The organism is Mesorhizobium sp. WSM3224 (assembly GCF_000427725.1).
GTDB lineage: Bacteria > Pseudomonadota > Alphaproteobacteria > Rhizobiales > Rhizobiaceae > Mesorhizobium.
In genome coordinates, this window is record NZ_ATYO01000030.1 from 29,808 (window position 1) to 47,368 (window position 17,561).

The 17,561-nt window shown below is 58.7% G+C and carries 12 protein-coding genes and 1 pseudogene; 6 read left to right on the top strand and 7 right to left on the bottom strand.

The genetic code is table 11. The annotated features are described in order from the left end of the window. Window positions 1–95 precede the first annotated feature (95 nt). The 6 genes from YU3_RS37700 to dcm form a co-directional block, all read right to left on the bottom strand. On the bottom strand, window positions 96–893 hold the full coding sequence (locus YU3_RS37700; RefSeq protein ID WP_156913630.1) for a hypothetical protein: 798 nt from the start codon (window positions 891–893) through the stop codon (window positions 96–98). After that, window positions 890–1,798: a hypothetical protein gene (locus YU3_RS0129080; RefSeq protein WP_027169520.1), complete on the bottom strand. Its 909-nt coding sequence runs from the start codon at window positions 1,796–1,798 to the stop codon at window positions 890–892. Before YU3_RS0129080 ends, YU3_RS37700 begins: the two co-directional genes overlap by 4 nt. Next, window positions 1,795–3,633, bottom strand: coding sequence for a hypothetical protein (locus YU3_RS0129085; RefSeq protein ID WP_027169521.1), 1,839 nt, complete (start codon window positions 3,631–3,633; stop codon window positions 1,795–1,797). The genes YU3_RS0129080 and YU3_RS0129085 overlap by 4 nt, the downstream gene beginning before the upstream one ends. Beyond that, the gene (locus YU3_RS37705) at window positions 3,615–4,595 is read right to left on the bottom strand and encodes a PD-(D/E)XK motif protein (protein WP_051334128.1); all 981 of its coding nucleotides are present in this window, start codon (window positions 4,593–4,595) and stop codon (window positions 3,615–3,617) included. The genes YU3_RS0129085 and YU3_RS37705 overlap by 19 nt, the downstream gene beginning before the upstream one ends. A 22-nt stretch (window positions 4,596–4,617) precedes the next feature. Beyond that, the gene (locus tag YU3_RS0129095; RefSeq protein ID WP_198021734.1) at window positions 4,618–7,239 is read right to left on the bottom strand and encodes a Z1 domain-containing protein; all 2,622 of its coding nucleotides are present in this window, start codon (window positions 7,237–7,239) and stop codon (window positions 4,618–4,620) included. A 169-nt stretch (window positions 7,240–7,408) separates the two neighbouring features. After that, window positions 7,409–9,013, bottom strand: coding sequence for a DNA (cytosine-5-)-methyltransferase (gene dcm, locus YU3_RS0129100; protein WP_027169524.1), 1,605 nt, complete (start codon window positions 9,011–9,013; stop codon window positions 7,409–7,411). A gap of 76 nt (window positions 9,014–9,089) precedes the next feature. On the opposite strand from dcm, the gene vsr reads away from it, so the two are divergent. The 4 genes from vsr (at window position 9,090) to YU3_RS0129115 (ending at window position 12,934) form a co-directional block, all read left to right on the top strand. After that, complete coding sequence (gene vsr, locus YU3_RS39815; protein ID WP_084508393.1) at window positions 9,090–9,578, top strand: DNA mismatch endonuclease Vsr; 489 nt, start codon at window positions 9,090–9,092, stop codon at window positions 9,576–9,578. Between the two features lie 150 nt (window positions 9,579–9,728). After that, a complete protein-coding gene (locus tag YU3_RS0129105; protein WP_027169525.1) occupies window positions 9,729–10,352 on the top strand; it encodes an AbiEi antitoxin N-terminal domain-containing protein in 624 nt (207 codons plus the stop codon). After that, a complete protein-coding gene (locus tag YU3_RS0129110; protein ID WP_027169526.1) occupies window positions 10,345–11,214 on the top strand; it encodes a nucleotidyl transferase AbiEii/AbiGii toxin family protein in 870 nt (289 codons plus the stop codon). Before YU3_RS0129105 ends, YU3_RS0129110 begins: the two co-directional genes overlap by 8 nt. 169 nt (window positions 11,215–11,383) lie before the next feature. Next, window positions 11,384–12,934 carry a restriction endonuclease gene (locus tag YU3_RS0129115; RefSeq protein WP_198021735.1) on the top strand — a complete coding sequence of 517 codons (1,551 nt, stop codon included), beginning with the start codon at window positions 11,384–11,386 and terminating at the stop codon, window positions 12,932–12,934. A 95-nt stretch (window positions 12,935–13,029) separates the two neighbouring features. Here YU3_RS0129115 and YU3_RS0129120 read toward each other — a convergent pair whose 3' ends face one another. Further along, a complete protein-coding gene (locus tag YU3_RS0129120) occupies window positions 13,030–14,322 on the bottom strand; it encodes a hypothetical protein (RefSeq protein ID WP_036259820.1) in 1,293 nt (430 codons plus the stop codon). Between the two features lie 422 nt (window positions 14,323–14,744). On the opposite strand from YU3_RS0129120, the pseudogene YU3_RS39820 reads away from it, so the two are divergent. Next, window positions 14,745–14,983 (top strand): annotated as a pseudogene (locus YU3_RS39820) (transposase); the annotation flags it as partial. A 1,318-nt stretch (window positions 14,984–16,301) separates the two neighbouring features. Further along, window positions 16,302–17,504 (top strand): polysaccharide pyruvyl transferase family protein, encoded by a 1,203-nt coding sequence (locus YU3_RS0129125; RefSeq protein WP_027169529.1) that lies wholly within the window; start codon window positions 16,302–16,304, stop codon window positions 17,502–17,504. The last annotated feature ends 57 nt before the right edge of the window (window positions 17,505–17,561 follow it).

The window sequence follows — 17,561 nt, forward strand, 5'->3', positions numbered from 1 at the left end:
CCCTCGTTGCCGACCCCTGAGACAGTTTCAGGGGCTGATAGAACCGCAAGCGCATTCGCATCGTTCCTGCGAACAGAACTGCTGCCAATTGCTGATCAGGTCCGACGGAGGAGGCGGCCTACCCAACCGGGCTTGGCAGGCGCCGGCGGTGTACTGTCTCCGGTGAAGAAGGAATCCATGACGGTCCCCAGTTCGGAATCCTCTATCTCCGAGAGGACCTGGATCTGATTCCGCAGTCTCAGCCGGATGACAGCTTCCCGCGTCACATCTTCCATAGCCGGACGGCCGAGCCGACCTGCCGCCCTGACCCAGGCCTCGGCGAACCCGCGCGCAAGTCGCGCGTCACTTCCGATGGATGGGCGCTCGGTGATCTGGACAAGAGCATCTTCCGTGAGCTCTGCCAGCAGCTCCCAGCGGCGGCCGGCCCGAGGACCTCTGTCGAGTATTCGCCCTCTCATCCACAGTCTCTGGAATGCATTGCGGATGCCTCCCTGAAATCGCTCGGCCGGCCTTCCGGCGAATCGCCATGCCACAACGTCAGGCAGAACTACCGTCGCGAGGAACGCCCACACGTCATCCCGCAGTGCTTCGCCGCTTTCGAACTCAGGCACCTGTGCAAGGTGGATGGATGCAAGTTCGTCGAACCGAGCTCGCTCGATGGCGCTGCCGCGGTCCGGAAATCCGCAGGCATGCCCGATCTCGAGCAGAGCAGATCGGAGTGTCCGAAGGAACTCGTCGGGCACCGGGCTTCCACCGCTCGCAGCATAGGTTGCCTCGACAGGAAAATGGGCAGAGTCCAGCCCAGCATCGACGGTCACCATGAGACCCGCTGTAGACGAAAGGCAAGCGTCGACTGCGATGCGGTCGAGTCTCGGCAGTAGTGCCACGCTCATGCGCGAGCCTCCTCCGTCGCGACGTCCGCAGCGGCGAGAATCGCTGCATGGAACGAGGATGGTCTTAGATCGAGCATGCTCCGAATCGTCTGGATGTCCTGGCCGGGAAAGGCCAGCCGGATCCAGAACTCGACTCTGCCTGCTATGGAGTTGGAGTCGCTCTCCGCGACCGCTTGCTCGAAATCGGACTGTCGCAGCGATGTCGCGATGATCTGCGTCATGACATCGGCAAGCACCACCTGGAGGGTGGCGCGATCGCCGGCCAGAAGACGCTCGGTGAAGTCGGGGCGATCGCTGTTGAGGAAAAGTCGAACAGCTCCGCCGAAGTCCCGGTGGAGGTTGCCTGGAGCCCAGTGCAGGTACCATGGCGCATAGGCTTCCGGCCTTCCGGCGAAGCGGCGAGAGAAACTCAGCGATTCCATCGGGAATCTGGGCTCCTCGCCCTCGAGACGCAGATCGATCCGGTCAGACCAGAGCTTCGATGCGGGTCGCGACGGGGACAGCGTGTGGGCGCCTGCACCCGGGTGGCCGAGGAGGATCATTGTCTCGGCAAGAAGGCGCTGGGAAAGGCTGTGTCCCGCTACCCGCTCCTCGAGAAGAATTTCTCCAGCGCGAATTTCGCGACGCGTGGCTGCAATGATCGTTCGGGGCATGTTGCCCGCGCCCGTGCCGACGCGCATCAACAGCACCAGGGCGAGCTGCGCGATGTCGATCCGCAGCTGTGAGGCGGCGATATCGAGATCGACAGCAATCCGGCGCCTGAGGGTCACGTCTCGTCCGCTGTCCCAGTCCGCAATCCAGGGATCTTCTATGAGGACTTCACGATCGTTCTCGACGAGTACCCATGGGCCGGCCTGCACGGCGTCAGTCCCCAGCGTCAGGAATGGAAAGGCGATACGGCTCATGCGTCGGCTGCCGCGGACAGTCGCGCACCGAGGGTAACGGCGCAATCGGATGGCATCGCAACAGCCACCTCGAACCTGCCGACTCGATCACCGATCTCGATCCGCGTCCCGCTGCCGAGCGATTCTCCGAGCTCATCGCGAGCGTCGAGCACATGAGGTTTGACGGTCGAGGGCGCTTCGGCTGCGGTGCCGCCGTCCATCACAAGTGCAGGTTCAAGAAGCAGCGAGTTTGCCGCGCCGTCGCCCCTCACGATCATTTCGAAAACCGCGACAGGCCCGTCCTGGCCTTCCTCCAGTCTCAGGAACAAGGGCCGAGTGACGCCGCTGCCACCACGGCCTGCACCGCCACCACCGCCCCCGGGAGCTCGAGGACCAGCGCCTTCGCCTTCACCCTCGAGTACCCTTCCAAACAGGCCGGCGACCGTCGCAAGCGACGGCCCAGTATCGCCGGCGATCGGCGGCGCCGCCGGCGGGTTTGCATATTCTGCCGCGGCAACCTTGATGCGGCGGACGGCGATCCGCACGATACTGCGCGCCTCCTTGTCGGCGAGCGCCTCGAACTGCCAATCATCGTGGGCGGGCGGCTCTGCTTCTGCGAAGGCAGCCTCGACGATCTGATCATCTGAAGCGACAAAGACACCAGCCCACTCGAATCGATTATCGGGAAGCTGCGAACCTTCGTAGTAGCGAACCACCAGTTCCACAGGCCGCATCACGGCGATCGCGGCGGATCGCTCCGGGAACAGGCTACCCTCACGACCTGCTGGCGAGATTCGATCTGCCCGGAGCCCTCGAACCATGCTCAGGCGACCAAGCATCCTGTTCGGCCGAAAGGAGCGTATCTCCTCGGCACTCGCCGGATCGGTCCGCAAGGCCTTCATTGCACGCGCGTAGAGATCCAGCGGAGGAAAGTCCTCAGGCCGCGGCAGCGGATATTCCGTATCGTCGATGAAAACGCGGAAGTGCATCTTCCGCGTCTCGGGCGTGTCCGCGATGAGCCGGGGCCAGAAGAACCAGAGCAGTGCCTCCTGCACGAGGCTCATCGCATGCTCGCCATCGGTGCCGACAAACGCAGGGTCAAGAATCATGATCGAGGTGCCTGATCGGGTAGCGTCGCGCCCAGGAAAGCCGATCGCGTCGGCAAGGTCCGCAGCCTCCTGGCCTTCGATCGGGTCGACGTACTCCTCGCCGTCGGCAGGAACACCCCACCAGTGCCTCCCGGTGAACCTTCGTCGCACTCCGTTCATGTCGTCCGCGTCAAATGCTGATCCAAGCTGGGCAGCGATGAGGCGGCGGACCGGATCGCCTGCAAAGGAGGTCTGACTGTCGATCACGATCGTCGAACAGCGGCTCGCCAGATAGAGAGAGGTCTTGCCATAGCCGTATGTGCCGCCGCCGTGCACGGTGTTGCGGCGTGAACCCACGTTCCTCAGGAAATCGACAAAGTCGGTTGGCCCGTCATCAGACGCCAGGTCAGCTCTGGTCGGCCCGGCGAGACCGGCTGTGCCGAAGTCACAGATCTCGAGCACGCGCAGGCTTTCGGAATGCAGGAAATCGTCGAGGCTGCCCGCCGCCTTGCCGTCGAGCGGTCGCTGGCTCAGTATCTCGACACGCAGAACCGCGGCCTCTTGCGGATCAAGCGTGCGCAACCGAAAATGGACCTCGGCTCCGCCGTCGGACAAGGCGGCATCGCAGCTGTTCTGCACGGCCTCCCTCACCACCGTCTGGACAAGATCGATCGAGGGCGCACCGAGCAGCTTCAGATAGCCGTCGGCGGCCAGGTTGCCGGAAGCCGAGTAGGCCTCGGAGTGCAATGTCAGGGGTGGTCGAGGCATGCGATCATCTCGCTGACATGAGCGTCGGCACGAACGGCAGCCAGACGGCTGGACTCGGCCGCGACAAGGTCGATTGAGTAGGAAAGGCTGGAAATGCCCGTTGGCAGGGCCCCGGTCGCGAAGCTCTCCGGGGTAATCCTGGGGAAGTCGCCGCCGACAACATAGTGGTGCTCGCCCTCAAGACGAAAGTTCGCCATGTTCCATACCGGGGCGTTCGGATCAGCGCAGCCGACAACCGCAAGAAGATTCCGGACCCCGAGGGAGTCCGATGCCGCTGTCATGGCTTCTGCGGCCAGCGTCGACACCGAAAGGTCGCCGCCCGTCGACTGCTCGAGCTGATAGAGCACGAGATGCAGCACGCCTCCCGTTGGAGCAAGCAGCTGATCGACCGAGGAAATCCTGACCGAAAGGCCAGTCACTCTCGCGGAGGTCTTGACCTCGAGCGCGAGGCTGCCGGCGCGAAAATCATGACGTTCCATCATGGGGCCGCGCCAGAGCTGCCAGGCGCGCGCATCAAGCCGAAGCATCCGCCGGAGCATCAGGAGCTCGCCGACGAGACCTCTCACTTCCTGGGTAGTTACTCCAGAAGCCGGATCGGCGAGCAGCGATCTGAAGTCGTCGAGCGTCGACGCGCAGGCGTCGACTGGAGACGAACCAGCCCTGATACGCTTCATCATCTCTGCGCTGACATCCGCAAAGACCCCGTCCAGCCCGGCTGCCAGGCAGATAATGTCAAGATAGCGTACCGAGACACCATTCAGAGAGTAGGTCGCGATGCCGATCCCCAGCGATGGACTGCTCGGGACCTGGGTGATTCTCTCGCTGTGTCTTATCGGGAGGAGCACGCGCAGCTCGCCCGCATTGCCCAGCGCAAGGCGAATGCTTCCGAAGCCAGTCTCGATTCCCGTATCCACGCTGGGAATCCCGAGCTCGCTCGATGCGTGACCACCACGGCGCAGCATGGACCACTCTTCGAGCGATGGCTCAGTGGACACGGCCGGCCTCGAGCTGTTCGGCGATCTCGTCCTCGATGTCTTCGAGATCGTCGGCCGATGGTGGTTCCAGTCTCACGCTGTAATATCCGCCTGACCCGTCTGCCGACCCGGGGAAGACAATCCCGAAGCCGACCAGATCTCCTACGGCTTCAAGGGCGACGCGCTGGCCCGACGCCTTTCTCGGCGTCGAGTTCCTGTCGATCGGATAGAGCAGCAGAAGCGGCACGTTGCCGACGACACCCGCGCGCACGGCCTTCAGCCTGGTCCAATCCGTCTCTGTCGCGGCGTCTCCGCCATCGGCGCAGTCGAAGAGGACGTCCCTTCGCGACATCAGCGCCTTGATGTCGGCGAAATCATCCGGCCGCTCCAGTCGCGTTCTTGTTGAAAGCCGTACCGGTCCCAGCTCGCCCATCGGTTTCGCCGACTGGTCCCCGCTTCTCGGTTCGACGACTCCGACGTTCCATGTCCGCGCGCTGTCGCCAGATGCCTCGATGTACCCCAGCAGGAACTCGGCAGAGAGCTCCCTGTGGGACGCCTGCACCGAGTACGCCCGGAGAAACTGCACTATCAGGCGGCCGGGCACACTGCGAAACAGGATGCGCGTCGATTCCAGGTCGCGTAACCCGAGGTCGGTGGCCTGTGTCATCAGATGGGCGGCGGCGGTCCAGTTCCCCCGGACGATCTCAGGCCTGCGATGATCGAAGCGGATCGTCTGCACGTGCTTGCCGGCATAGCTCACGTCGGTGAGGACGGCCGCTCTCATCTTGCTGGCGGCTGTGATCGCCATCCCCGGTATCGACCTCACCCTGACCGCGAATTCCATCGGAGTGGTCCTGCGAACCGCATACTCGGCCACATCCCCCCTGATCTCGGCCTCGATGAGGGCGAGCGAACGGAATGCCGTGCTGAGCGAATCGGTCATCCAGATGCGCGGCATGTCCTCGTATCCGGGCCGATAGCCGAACCACCGCCCCATCTGCAGCAGCGTGTCGTACTGGCTGGATGTGCGCAGAAAGTAGCTCACGCACAGGCCCTCGATCGTCAGGCCACGAGCGAGGATGGAGCCGCCGACCACGATGTACGTGCGCGGAGGGCCATCGTAGTCGATCCGATCTTCGCTGGTGCCATTCTCGACAGGAACTTCCAGTGCCTCGAGGACCGCCGGCATGAATGGCATCAGCTGATGTCCGGTGACGTAGGGCAGGGCGCAGAGGTCATCGGGCACGCGCTGCTGCTCGGCCTCCCAGAGACCAAGCATCCTTGTCCCAAGAGCAGATCCGGGGTCCGTGATCTGGTCGGCGATAACCTCGAGCCATGCCTTCACCAGAGTGGCCAGCCGCTCATGCATGATCACATAAGCTGACGTGTGGATCAGCATCGACATGTGGCTGTCCGCATCGCCTCGGAACCGTCGCGCTGCGCAGGAAGCCAGGAAATACAGGACCGCATCTTCGAGCGATTCCGTCATGCGTGGCTGAAAATGATCCTTTTCCGCCCGGCTCGGCGGCTGAAGGAACGCGATGTCGTCCTCCGGGATCTCCCGGATCATGTCGAGCCCCTCTTCTTCCGGCTGCGGGGAATCCGCGTCGACGGGCGGGCGGCCGAACAGACGCTCGGTCCCGAAATAGCCATCCGGCGTCGGCAGGGCGGTTATGAAGTCCTTCGGGTAGAGATCGTCGAGTTCCCTTCCCCCAGCGGGGAAGGGGTTGATGAGCACGTTGGCGAACGGCGTGGCGGTATATCCTACGTAGGAATTTGCCGGGATCTTCTTGAGGATGAGGCGGATCCTCTCGTTTATGCGCGTCATGTCGTATTCGCCGGAGGCCGTGTTCACACTCGCCTGGTCGCATTCATCATCGATGACAAGGACCTTGAGACGGCGCAGAATCGCGGGCAGGGTGCGCTCGAGTGTGAGAAGCAGCTGTCCGAGCGGAGCAACATTCTTCTTCACGACTGCGAGCTGCGCCGCCCCATCCACGGGCATCGGAAAGCCGCCATTGGGCGGCATCCTGAAATCGCCCTGCTCGTCTTCGCGAGTCTGGAGCTGCCACTGGTCTCTCAGCCGATCGACCAGATCCTTCTGCATGCGCCCCTGGGTCTGCTTGCGAAGCTTGTTCGTGAGGCCAGCCAGAATGATCACCAGATTGTAGCCGGCGTCGACCGCCTTTGCGATGACGGCGGTCATGTTGGCGGTCTTGCCGGACTGAACGTGTCCAACGACCAGACCACGACATGCAAAGCTCTCCTTCGAGGGATTCTCAAGCAGCGAGACGATCTCGTTCGAGGCCTTGCCGATGCGGTCATCGACGGTGTCTGCGGACCAGCCCTTGGAATCGACGAGATACGCGCGCAACGCGGGCCAGTGACGATCAGTTTCCGCCGGCCCGTGATACCAGTCCTGGCGGATTCGGAAGATCGAATTCACCCTGAGAATTTCGACGGGTCGAATGGATCCGCGAACCTGTTCGATGGCGGCGGCAAAATCCTGCTCGGTCTCGTCCGAGAAGCGACCAAGGAACGGTTCGAGGTCCTGCCGGACGAGGCGAGCCGCATCATCCAGGCCGTCAGCCGATGACAGGCGCGCGCGCAGCTGCCTGACAAACGCATCCATTTGTGTCGCTGATACCGACATCGCCCCCCCGCTATGAATAGACTCATCGCCCCGAATGGACCTTGTACGCTGCAGGCCATCGGCTGCAAGCTGAAATGAAAAAATCGCGAACGACTTCGCCACTAGAACCGTACGCGAATATCAGCGTGAGTCTTTCCAACCAGCCTGGTCAGGCAACATGCGACAGCTTCATTTCGTTTTCTGTCGCATCGCTTCTCTCGGCAGTCAGAATCACGAAAAGAGCTTCACCGATCCAGCGGGCGAGGAGAGGCGGCACCGCATTGCCAACCTGGGTATATTGCTGGGTACGATTGCCCTGGAAGAGATAGTTGTCGGGGAAGGTCTGAAGGCGCGCCGCCTCGCGTACCGAAAGGCTGCGACATTGCATTGGGTCAGGATGGATAAAGTAGTGTCCATCCTTGGAGATATGACTCGTGACGGTCGTTGAGGGAGCCTTGGAGAGTTGCACCCTGAAGCGATCGGCAAACTTGCCGGAGTTCCAGTTCTCGTGCTCCGGTGCCAGCTCCTCCGGGAAATCCGACGCCTTCGGCGAGCGGCCGACGACTTCGGCGAAGACCGCTGCAAAGAAGTAACGGGCAAGATCGCTCGCCATATGGCTACGAGTCGCATGATTTGGCAGTGTCTCCAGCCTGGGATCGATCAGCCAGTCACGAAGGTCGGCTGGACAGGCTGGCGAGATGCCGACGCCCCGCGCCTCACGGCCAGGTATGTCGTTCAGGCTCTCGAAGGTCGTATGATACCGATGAGCCGCCTGCGCAAATGCTGCTTGCAGATCATCCGCGAGACCGGTGTCCACGTCGGCGACAAAGGCCATGGCGATGCTGACCATCTGTTTCCACTCCTCCCGGCTGTCGACACCACGGCTGAGACCGCTGCGCAGCTTCGGCATCCCATCCAGTACGTTGCCGACGGTTGCAGTCAGGCTATGGCGGACCATCAGGTCGGCGAGGGCGGAATCAGGCAAGTCCGCAGCCAGGTCGGACCTTAGGCCGACGACGATCACTCGATGGCGTGCTTGAGGAATTCCGAAATCCTCGGCACGAACTATGAAATCAGTGGCGCGTGGTTCAAACCTGCCAAAGCCGAGTTGTCCTCGGCTACGCGGATCCAGTGCAATCAGCCGGTATGGCTCTCCATGCGGCCGGTCTCCACGCAGGTCACGAAGTACCTGATCGAAAATCCGATTCTCGCCATCGACCGACGAAGACAGCATGCCCTTGACGTTTTCCATGACAAAGGCCGCGGGCCGGAGTCGATCGAGGATGCGGATATATTCCCTGTACAGGAAGTGCTTTTCATCCTCGCTGGCCACATACCCTTCCTTGCCCTGGTTGCGGGCACGGCCAACGAGTGAATATGCTTGGCAGGGCGGACCGCCTATGAGGATGACATTGCCCTCACTTTCGGCCCGGATGGCGTCGAGTCGAGCGTTCAGTCGCTCCTCGGGATCCTCCTTGCCAAGCTCGAGTTGCCAAGCCTCCTCTTCCGCCGCGGCCCATTCCTTTGGGTGCCGTTTGGACCAGTCGGGTACTTCGCCCCCCGCATTGATCAGATTGTAGTAACTTTCAGGAAGGGAATTGCCAAACTGGCGCAGGAAGCTTCGCAGCTGCAGGGTCGAGTGCGCCGCCTTGTCCTTCTCGATCGACAGAGCGATCTTGAACGCGCATTTCCCATCGGCGCCGGAAACGCTCGAAAATCCCTCGGCCAGTCCTCCAGGACCTGCAAATATGTCAACAACTGCATATGTTGGCAAGAATCACGCTCTTTCGACCCCGGGAGCAAAGGTCCGATTAATATCAGCTCTGCAGAGAAATGACAGGCTTGGATCGATGGCAGATGTAGTTGATCAGGCGACCCGTTCTCGGATGATGTCCGGCATTCGAGGGAAGAACACGAGGCCGGAAATGGCATTGCGAAAGGCGCTTCATCGGTCTGGCCTGCGATATCGATTGCACGGGGCACATTTGCCTGGCCGACCGGATATGGTTCTGTCTTCGCGACGGGCGGTAATCCTCGTTCACGGATGCTTCTGGCATCGTCATGCGGGTTGTCACTGGTGCAGCACACCAGCGTCCAGGCCGGAATTCTGGGCTGCGAAGTTCGATCGAAACATGACCCGAGACTGCGAGGTGGTCGATGCCTTGCATGCGGAAGGCTGGCGCGTTGCTATCGTCTGGGAATGTGGGCTTCGGGCAGCGTATCTCAATGAGACGGTAGAACGGGTGCTGGCCTGGATATGGTCGGAAAGCGGCGATTTCGAAAGCGATGTTGTACGCCCATGTGTCGATTCTCCGCTGACCAGGAGAGCGTCATTGTGACTGGAGTGGCGAGTTGAGAAAGCCAAGGGCCAGACATCGGGATTGTGACAAATCCTGGGTATGATTTAAATGAGACCCAGGATTTGTCACGGAGCGACAATGTGACATATCCTGGGTATGATCGAAACGAGACCCAGGATATGTCACGTCATGGAACGGACTCAAACAACCCAACGCCAACGACTGGCTGCCCTCCTGGACACCCAGCCAATCATGCGCGCATACGAACTCCGCAAGGCCGGGATTGCGCCCGAGACGATCTCGCGCGCTGTCAACAATGGCCAACTTATCCGCATCTCCCGCGGCCTCTATCAACGTGCCGACAGTGAAGTCGAGACCGAGCAGGCGCTCGCAGAAGCTGCAAAGAGGGTCCCCAAAGGCGTCATTGCCATGGTTTCGGCGCTCGCCTTTCACGGGCTGACCGACCAGATGCCTCGCAAGATCTGGGTTGCTATCAGTGCCAAGGACTGGGGAGCGCCGGCGCCCTCATACCCGCCGATCCGCATCGTCGAACTTCGTGACAAGTACATGGACCAGGGAATCGAGCATCATCGGATATCGGGAGTCGACGTTCCCATCTTCTCGGTCCCGAAGACGCTCGCCGATATCTTCCGCAACCGCAAGCTGGTCGACCGCTCGGTTGCAGTGGAGGGGCTGCGAGCTGCCCTCGACCAGCGCAAGGCCACACCTGGTACAATCGCGGAGGCGGCAATCGCAGGCGACTCCTGGAAGATCATGCGCCCCTATCTCGAGGCTCTGACCTCGAATGGCTAAAGGTACGACAAATCAGGCTGCCTCGATCAAGCAGCGGTTGCTGAACCTCGCGCGCAAGGAAGGCCGGATCTATGAGGTCGTGCTGGTGCGCTACGCGCTGGAACGGCTGCTCTACCGCCTGTCTGTGTCGGACCAGCGCGATCGTTTCATTCTGAAGGGAGGGATGCTCGTTACCCTATGGATCGACGGTGGCAATCGCGAGACGCGAGACGCTGACTTTCTTGGGCATGGCGACGCCAACCCGGAAAAGCTCAGAGCTACATTTACCGAAATCATGGCAATCGCTACCGACGATGGGCTTGTATTCGATACCCAAGGCCTGACTGCAACTACGATCCGCGAAGAGATGGAATATGGCGGGGTGCGCCTACGCACGACGGCCTTCTTGGAGCGGTCCAGGATCCCAGTTACGATCGACATAGGGTTTGGCGACGCTCTGGCGGCTGCGGCGCAACCGCTCGCCTATCCATCGTTGCTTGGCATGGAGACGCCGCAGATACGGACCTATCCCCCGGCAACAGTTATCGCTGAGAAATTTCAGGCCATGGTCGCGCTGGGCATCGCCAACGGTCGCATGAAAGATTACTACGATCTGTGGGCGATCCCCAAGGCAGTCCCTCTCGCAGATACGGATCTGGATGCTGCTATCCGAGCGACTTTCGAGCGGCGACATACTGACATTCCTGACGGTCGGCCACCTGGTCTTTCAACGACATTGCTGGACGATGCGACCAAGCAGCGCCAATGGCATGCCTACGCACAATCAATCGACCACGACGGCCTGTCGCTGGTGGAGGTTGTAGATGCCGTCTGGGCGCTGGTGGGACCATCGTGCGCGCGCATCAGATCGTCTGACAATTAAATTGTGGCCCGTAATCCGGACGTATCTGCTGTAAATGGCACCATGTCGGCAGCTCGCCAATCCGAGTGACTCTGTGTTTCGACTGACAGCCTACAATCGTCGTTGAACCGGGATGCAAGCCAGAAGCGGAAGCCGGTGCGGCTGGTACCTTGCACAAGGGATGAAGAAGATGGAGGACGATGCCGGGGGCAATGCCCGAACGCTCGAGATCGATCTCGGCGAAGAGTTCGAAATGAATCTGGCGACGCTTGATCCACATGCTTACGATCGGATTTTCGTTTACGTGCCGCTCCCTTCATTCGGGTCAACCCAGTCCTATCGCGACATCTGCGGAGATCTTCTTGACGCGTCGTGGGCCATCGAACGGATGGCTGCACATGCGAAGTGTGTCAGGACCGAGAACCCACCCGGAGCCAACCGCTGCATCAGGGCCGTCCTCACTGGACCAAGGCCGGGACTATTCGGCGCCATCGCCGACTGCGCGCTTCTGCTCGGGGAACTCGAGGATTTCACAGACGATGCAGAACTGGAGGAACTGCAGAACCTTCGCGAACAGGTCTATGAGTATGAGGACAAGCTGGAGACTCTGGTTCCCCGAGCACCGGAGATTATCGACTGGTATTTCGCCAACCTTCACGCCGCGAACAGCGAGTTGCGATCCGAAGCGCCGGAGGCATGGAGCAGTCAGATGGAGCGCTTCCCAGAGCGTCGCCTCGGGTTCCATCGCAGCGGCTTCAGCGGGATACTAGGGGGCAGCTGCTATGCTTCGCGGACCGGGTGGCTTGTGCCGGTGGCGATAGACCCCGACCGATTCTTCGTGGGAACGGATCAGAAGTACCGTCTGAATGACTTCCTGCCCGCCGACTTCGTCAACATCAACGGCGAGTCGTTCGTTCATCACAAGGGTCTCCTGGTCCGCTTCCCATCAGGTCTGTATTTCGAATCCCGGGTCTGCGCGGGGCTCGTGACCCAAGACGACGAGTATGGCGAACGCCGGTCATCCGAACCCTTCAGCGCGCTCCGTTCGCCGAAAGCAGAGAAAACCGCTCCTATGGGCATCACGACTTGGGACACGGCAGAAGGCATGCCAACGCTCGCGGAAGGCTGCTACCTTCACGAGACTGGTACGCTTGTGTTCGTCAATGATGGCTATTTCCTCCATTTCCTCTACGACATCAGGCCGGCGCAGCTGCAGACGGCCAAGGCGCTCCGCGAGGCTTCGGCCCAAATGACGGAAGACCTGTCCACCGCGACCGGCGCCGCGCCGTTCTTTCAGTGCGAGTGGACGAGCTTGGACGACGAAGCCTTCGAAGAGCTTTGCTATCAGCTGATCTTCGACAACCCGAAGTTCAATTCCGATACCATTCGGAAGCTCGGCAAATCGAGGTCGAGGGATGGCGGCCGCGATATCATCATCCATGAGGCAACAATAGGCCCTTGGGTGGAGCCGAAGAAATGGATTTTCCAGTGCAAGCTTGTCACCAACGGTTCGTCCCTCGGAGCCACACGGCTGACGGACGTCGGCGACATGCTCGAGCAATACGGCGCCCAAGGGTTCGGCGTGATCACCTCAGCTCAAATGGACGCCACACTCTACGACAAGCTCGACGCGATCTGCTCGAAACGCCGAGTCGACCAATACCACCTGTCGGTTCTGGAGCTCGAACGGGCGCTGGGGCGCAATCGCCGTGTCAGGCAGAAATTCTTCCCGGGATCATGATCTACCCCTCAGCGGGGCGTAATAGACGACCAGAAGGCGATAGCTTTTCAGCGTGATCTTGATGATCGCGCATCTCACATGCGGAATAGTTTCCTCTAATCCGCCGGATTCTTCTCGACCATCGACCCTGCAGCGCTCGCCCATTCCAGCGGTGAGCACGCGGTGGCCAGCTTCTTTTCGTTGTCAATCGACCAAAGTTGAAGGCTGACGGAAGGCGAATAACCAAAGTAGCCATTGCCGCTGTCTGCCTCTTTTTCAGGGTCTGGCTCATCGAAATCGACTTTCGATGATCTTGCCGAAATATCGAGGAAATGGGGACTGATCAGAGCATCGATCTGCTTCAGGCGCTGCCGGATCCAGGTCGCCATCGCGCTGATTCTGCCGACATCCTCAGGCGTCGCATTCTCAAGATGGGTCAGCACCGCGTTCAACTTGTCCCGATGGGTCAGTTGTTCATGGATCGCATCCACAAATTCCATACGGCGCTTCTCGCGGCTATTGAACGCTTCCTCGCGTCGCCGCTGGGCTTCGGCGTCTCGTTGACGACGCTCTCGTTCCTCGCCTTGTCTCCTGCGTTCGCTGATGAACGCCGCGTGTCCAGCGAAGCCTGCCAATATGTCCGGCAGCATGCTTTCCAAGGTTTGCGTCTTTCCGTCGGAATATTTGCGGCGAAGGCCTGAATACGGGTTGGCGTGAATGACGATAGCGAGCCGGCCGGATGGAGACTGGTCGTACCTGGGCCAAGCGTCGTTGGTGTTGCCCCAACGCGTTCTTTCATCCCGCCGTTTCAATTCTGCCGGCGTCGGTTGATGCAGGGTCTTTTCGGGCTGCTCCTCCAGGCCGAACGCAACTGATTCATTCTCGACAACGAGCACCAACCCGGTCTCGGTTGCCTTGGGCAAATGGCCTTGAGTTTCTGCAAGAGCGAACAACTGACTTAGGATGCGAATTCCCCTTTCAATGGAGGCCACTGCAATTTTGAGAGGGACAACGCCCCTGGACCGAACGATCGCGAAGCCCTGATCGTCCGGACGCGCCTTTGAGATCGCGCGCCTTGTGACCGCGAGAGACGGGAGCTCAACGAAGCTGGGCGTAGACTCCGGCGTAGCGGCCACCATCGGATCAGCCGCAGCGTGCTTGTTGAGCCTATCTCGGGCTTTTTCTGTGGCTTCGCGGACCGACGGCGACAGGTGCTGCTCGGAACTTCCCGCGATCCTCACCAACGCCAAGTTTGGTTCGGCCGATGGAGGCAGCGCTTGCTTGTTGACGCGCTTGCCGTAATTCAGTTTTGCCCAGTATCCGCGTTCTGGTGTTGGAATGTGGTGGCGATCGCAGGTCTTCTTCAATGCCGTGCCCGTAACGCCGTAATCCGCAGCAACCTTGGTCATCGGCTTGGACCAGACCTGCTCGTAAAGCTCCTCGCGAGAAACCGTCCTCACCCTCTCGACCTCTCTCTTCTTCCGCCCACGTGTTCACGGCCCAACTCCAGTACCCAATCGATCCAGAAATGCCGGTGGTCTTGCCAGTTTTGACGGTACTTCACCAAATTCCTGCCGCGTCATCAACGATCGACTGTGGGAAAAAGCGTCGGCATGGGCAAAGCTCAACGGCGCCTAAAAACGGATGGATTGAACAGGCGGCGAACGCGCGTCTAAATCGCTACGACCAGTGAAGGTCGCTATCGGCGGTTGCGTGCCCGTGAGTTGAACTTGCGGTTTTTACCGGCAGCCGATCCGGCTCACGGCTTTCCGAATAGCACGGCCTTGCTATCCCTTTCTGCGACCGATCGATTTGATGACTTCTCTCATCTCTATCGGAATGGGCTGAAAAGCAGGGCATTGGCTTGAGCCACATCCACCCCGGCAAAGCGGCAGCCAGAATGCGCTTGTCGACTGCTACAATCGCAGCGTCCGGCATGAGTGGCTCGACCAATACATCGTTGAAAGCATAGAGGAGGCACAGGAATCCACCACACAATGGCTATGGACCTATAACAATGAAGGGCCTAACATGGCCATCGGCGGCATCCCCCCCCCAAAGAAAGTGAAAAATAGCTGCGTGAATTCTACTGCGGTTCCCGTTAAAAAACTGGTGGATTATTCGCGCGCCAACCAGAAATATGACTATGATTGGAATATGTCGAATAGAGGCGCGCTAGCTATGGATTTAATTTTGGATTTCGAGCAAAACGCAATTGCGAGTGGTACAAGGCGCCTAATCAAACTACATGGGTGCAATTTGCCGAAAGTATATTTGAGAACCGGCATATATTTCGACTTAGTTGACGAAAACCCTCCTGAACCGCTTGTCCTCGATGGATTTATGTTCGGATTTATTTTTGCGGCAATGGCGAGAGCCGATCGATTTATTATAAACGGTGCAATCAGCGGTAAAGCAATGCGTAATATACAAATTTTCCAGGAGGCTTGGACGTGTTGGCGACCAGATCTTTATAAAATTGTAGAAATAGTTCCGAATCGTATTATCCAAGAATGGTGTTTCACGCTTAAAAATAAGGAAACCGCCATTGCTGCGTTTTCTGGAGGAGCAGACGCTACATTTTTGGTTTTAAGGCATGCAGCGAAATCACCTTCTTTCTTTGATTTGAAAACAGTGGTCACGATTCATGGATTTGATGTTCCTATCGAAAGAGAGGACGCTATGTTGCGTCTTAACAACAGGGTATATCCTTTATTGAAGTCCTTGGGTATACAGCAACGTATACTTAAGACAAATGTTAGACAGCCCGAAATGGCAGATTCAAATAATTCTATCCAAGCCTGGGAGCATTGTCACGGCGCTTTAATTGCGTGCGCTCTGCACCAATATTCAGCAAATTTTGATTATGGTATAATAGGAAGCTCAGATCCGTATAGTTATCCGGCAATTGAATGGGGGTCAACGCCCGCGACTGATTATCTTCTTTCTGGTGGTGAATTAGAAATTGTCCACGACGGCGCAGGGTATTCTCGTGTGGAAAAAATAGAACTTATTAACAAGAATCCAGCCGCCAGAAAAAGCCTAAAAGTTTGCTGGGAAGGAAGCGAACACGATAAGAATTGCGGTACCTGTGACAAATGTGCAATAACTCGCTTGAGTTTTGCTGCAATTGGAGAAACAAACCCACCATGCTTCGACGGTGAATTCTGCTTTCAGATGATTGATGATCTTATTTTGAATAATGATAATCATTTTTCAGAGCTTCTGTCGATATTGGACTATGCAACTGCCCGCGAAGTAGATCAATACGTTGTACAAAAAATAAGAGACGTTATAGAAGATCGGGAGAAGAGTCTGAATTTAGTGCCGATTTCGTGGTCGCAAAGAAAAAAGCGCTTGCCGCGATGTTAGCATGGAGGATTGTAGAATGTTATCTCAGGACAGCTTAGACTTCTTCCGATTTGATATCGCAAGCTGTCTACGTCAGTACTCCGGAAAGAAAATCTGCTTCTTCCCAAACCCCGGCAATGCAGGCGACTCCCTCATTGCGGTCGGCACGTATCAGGCCTTTGAGCGCTGCGGCCTCGAGGTCGAAATCATCGACCTCGATAGCAACGTAAAGGACCAGATCGTCTTCCTTGGTGGCGGCGGAAATTTCGTTCCGCTTTACACTGACGTAAAAACCGCCTTCAAAAAATTTCTAGGGCGGGCATCAAAGTGCATTCTCCTGCCCCACACGATCCGTGGAAACGAAGACGTCATTGCCAGCCTCGACGACTCTTGCACCGTGTTCTGTCGCGATTTGGCCAGCTTCAGGCATCTTCGCGCAGTTAATCCGTCGCTTGAGGTCCGTCTTTCTCACGACATGGCCTTTCACATCGACGTGAGGGCATTGTTAGACGACGAAGAGACACGAATAGCAGCTCAGAACGTTCTCACTGAAAAGCTGAATTCGCTCGGCTTGACGGAGGGGATGATTCGAGGCTGGCCGAGCGTAGATATGTTGCGACTCGACTCTGAGTCCTGCGCTGACGCGCCGCAATCCGACGTAGATGTGTCAGATCTATTCGCACTTGGCGTCCGCCCGAATGAAGCAAGACTCGCGGCGTGGTGTTTTCTCAAGACAATCAGCTTTGCCAAACATATCACAACCGATCGCTTGCACGTTGGAGTCGCAGCAGCGATGCTTGGCGTGCCTTGCACGCTACGAGACAATTCCTATGGAAAAAACCACTCAGTTTACGAGCACAGTCTAAAACACATTGCGATCAATAATAACGCGACATCGTTTCGTTTCAAGCCCGGGACGCTCAGTGCGGCGAGCGACGAGCCGAAGTCCCTCGCTTTGAGCCGTCACCTCGACCAGAAAGTTGAAGTTTTTGAGACAGAACTGCAGCAAATGACTTTAGCTCTGGCCACCGCGCAGCAAGAGCTCCGCAGGAGAAGCGAGGCCTTGGCCGAAGCTCAGCAGCAATTAACCAGTGCCGCCGTCGAGCGCGAGAAGCTGATCTCTGAGCTCGCGCGGACACGCCAAGACCTCATGGAACGAACGGAAGGTTTGGCCAATGCCGACGCCGAATTGGGTCGCATCAAAGCCAACTGGAGCGGCACCGAGGGCAAGTACCTGTAGAACGGTCAGCGCCTGCTCATCGCCGAGGAATCGACACTTTCGCCGGCGGCGTTGTCG

Coding starts and splice junctions, on each gene's coding strand:
- YU3_RS37700 (WP_156913630.1), bottom strand. CDS start 893: ATGAGCGTGGCACTACTGCCGAGACTCGACCGCATCGCAGTCGACGCT.
- YU3_RS0129080 (WP_027169520.1), bottom strand. CDS start 1,798: ATGAGCCGTATCGCCTTTCCATTCCTGACGCTGGGGACTGACGCCGTG.
- YU3_RS0129085 (WP_027169521.1), bottom strand. CDS start 3,633: ATGCCTCGACCACCCCTGACATTGCACTCCGAGGCCTACTCGGCTTCC.
- YU3_RS37705 (WP_051334128.1), bottom strand. CDS start 4,595: ATGCTGCGCCGTGGTGGTCACGCATCGAGCGAGCTCGGGATTCCCAGC.
- YU3_RS0129095 (WP_198021734.1), bottom strand. CDS start 7,239: ATGGATGCGTTTGTCAGGCAGCTGCGCGCGCGCCTGTCATCGGCTGAC.
- vsr (WP_084508393.1), top strand. CDS start 9,090: ATGGCAGATGTAGTTGATCAGGCGACCCGTTCTCGGATGATGTCCGGC.
- YU3_RS0129105 (WP_027169525.1), top strand. CDS start 9,729: ATGGAACGGACTCAAACAACCCAACGCCAACGACTGGCTGCCCTCCTG.
- YU3_RS0129110 (WP_027169526.1), top strand. CDS start 10,345: ATGGCTAAAGGTACGACAAATCAGGCTGCCTCGATCAAGCAGCGGTTG.
- YU3_RS0129115 (WP_198021735.1), top strand. CDS start 11,384: ATGGAGGACGATGCCGGGGGCAATGCCCGAACGCTCGAGATCGATCTC.
- YU3_RS0129120 (WP_036259820.1), bottom strand. CDS start 14,322: ATGACCAAGGTTGCTGCGGATTACGGCGTTACGGGCACGGCATTGAAG.
- YU3_RS0129125 (WP_027169529.1), top strand. CDS start 16,302: ATGTTATCTCAGGACAGCTTAGACTTCTTCCGATTTGATATCGCAAGC.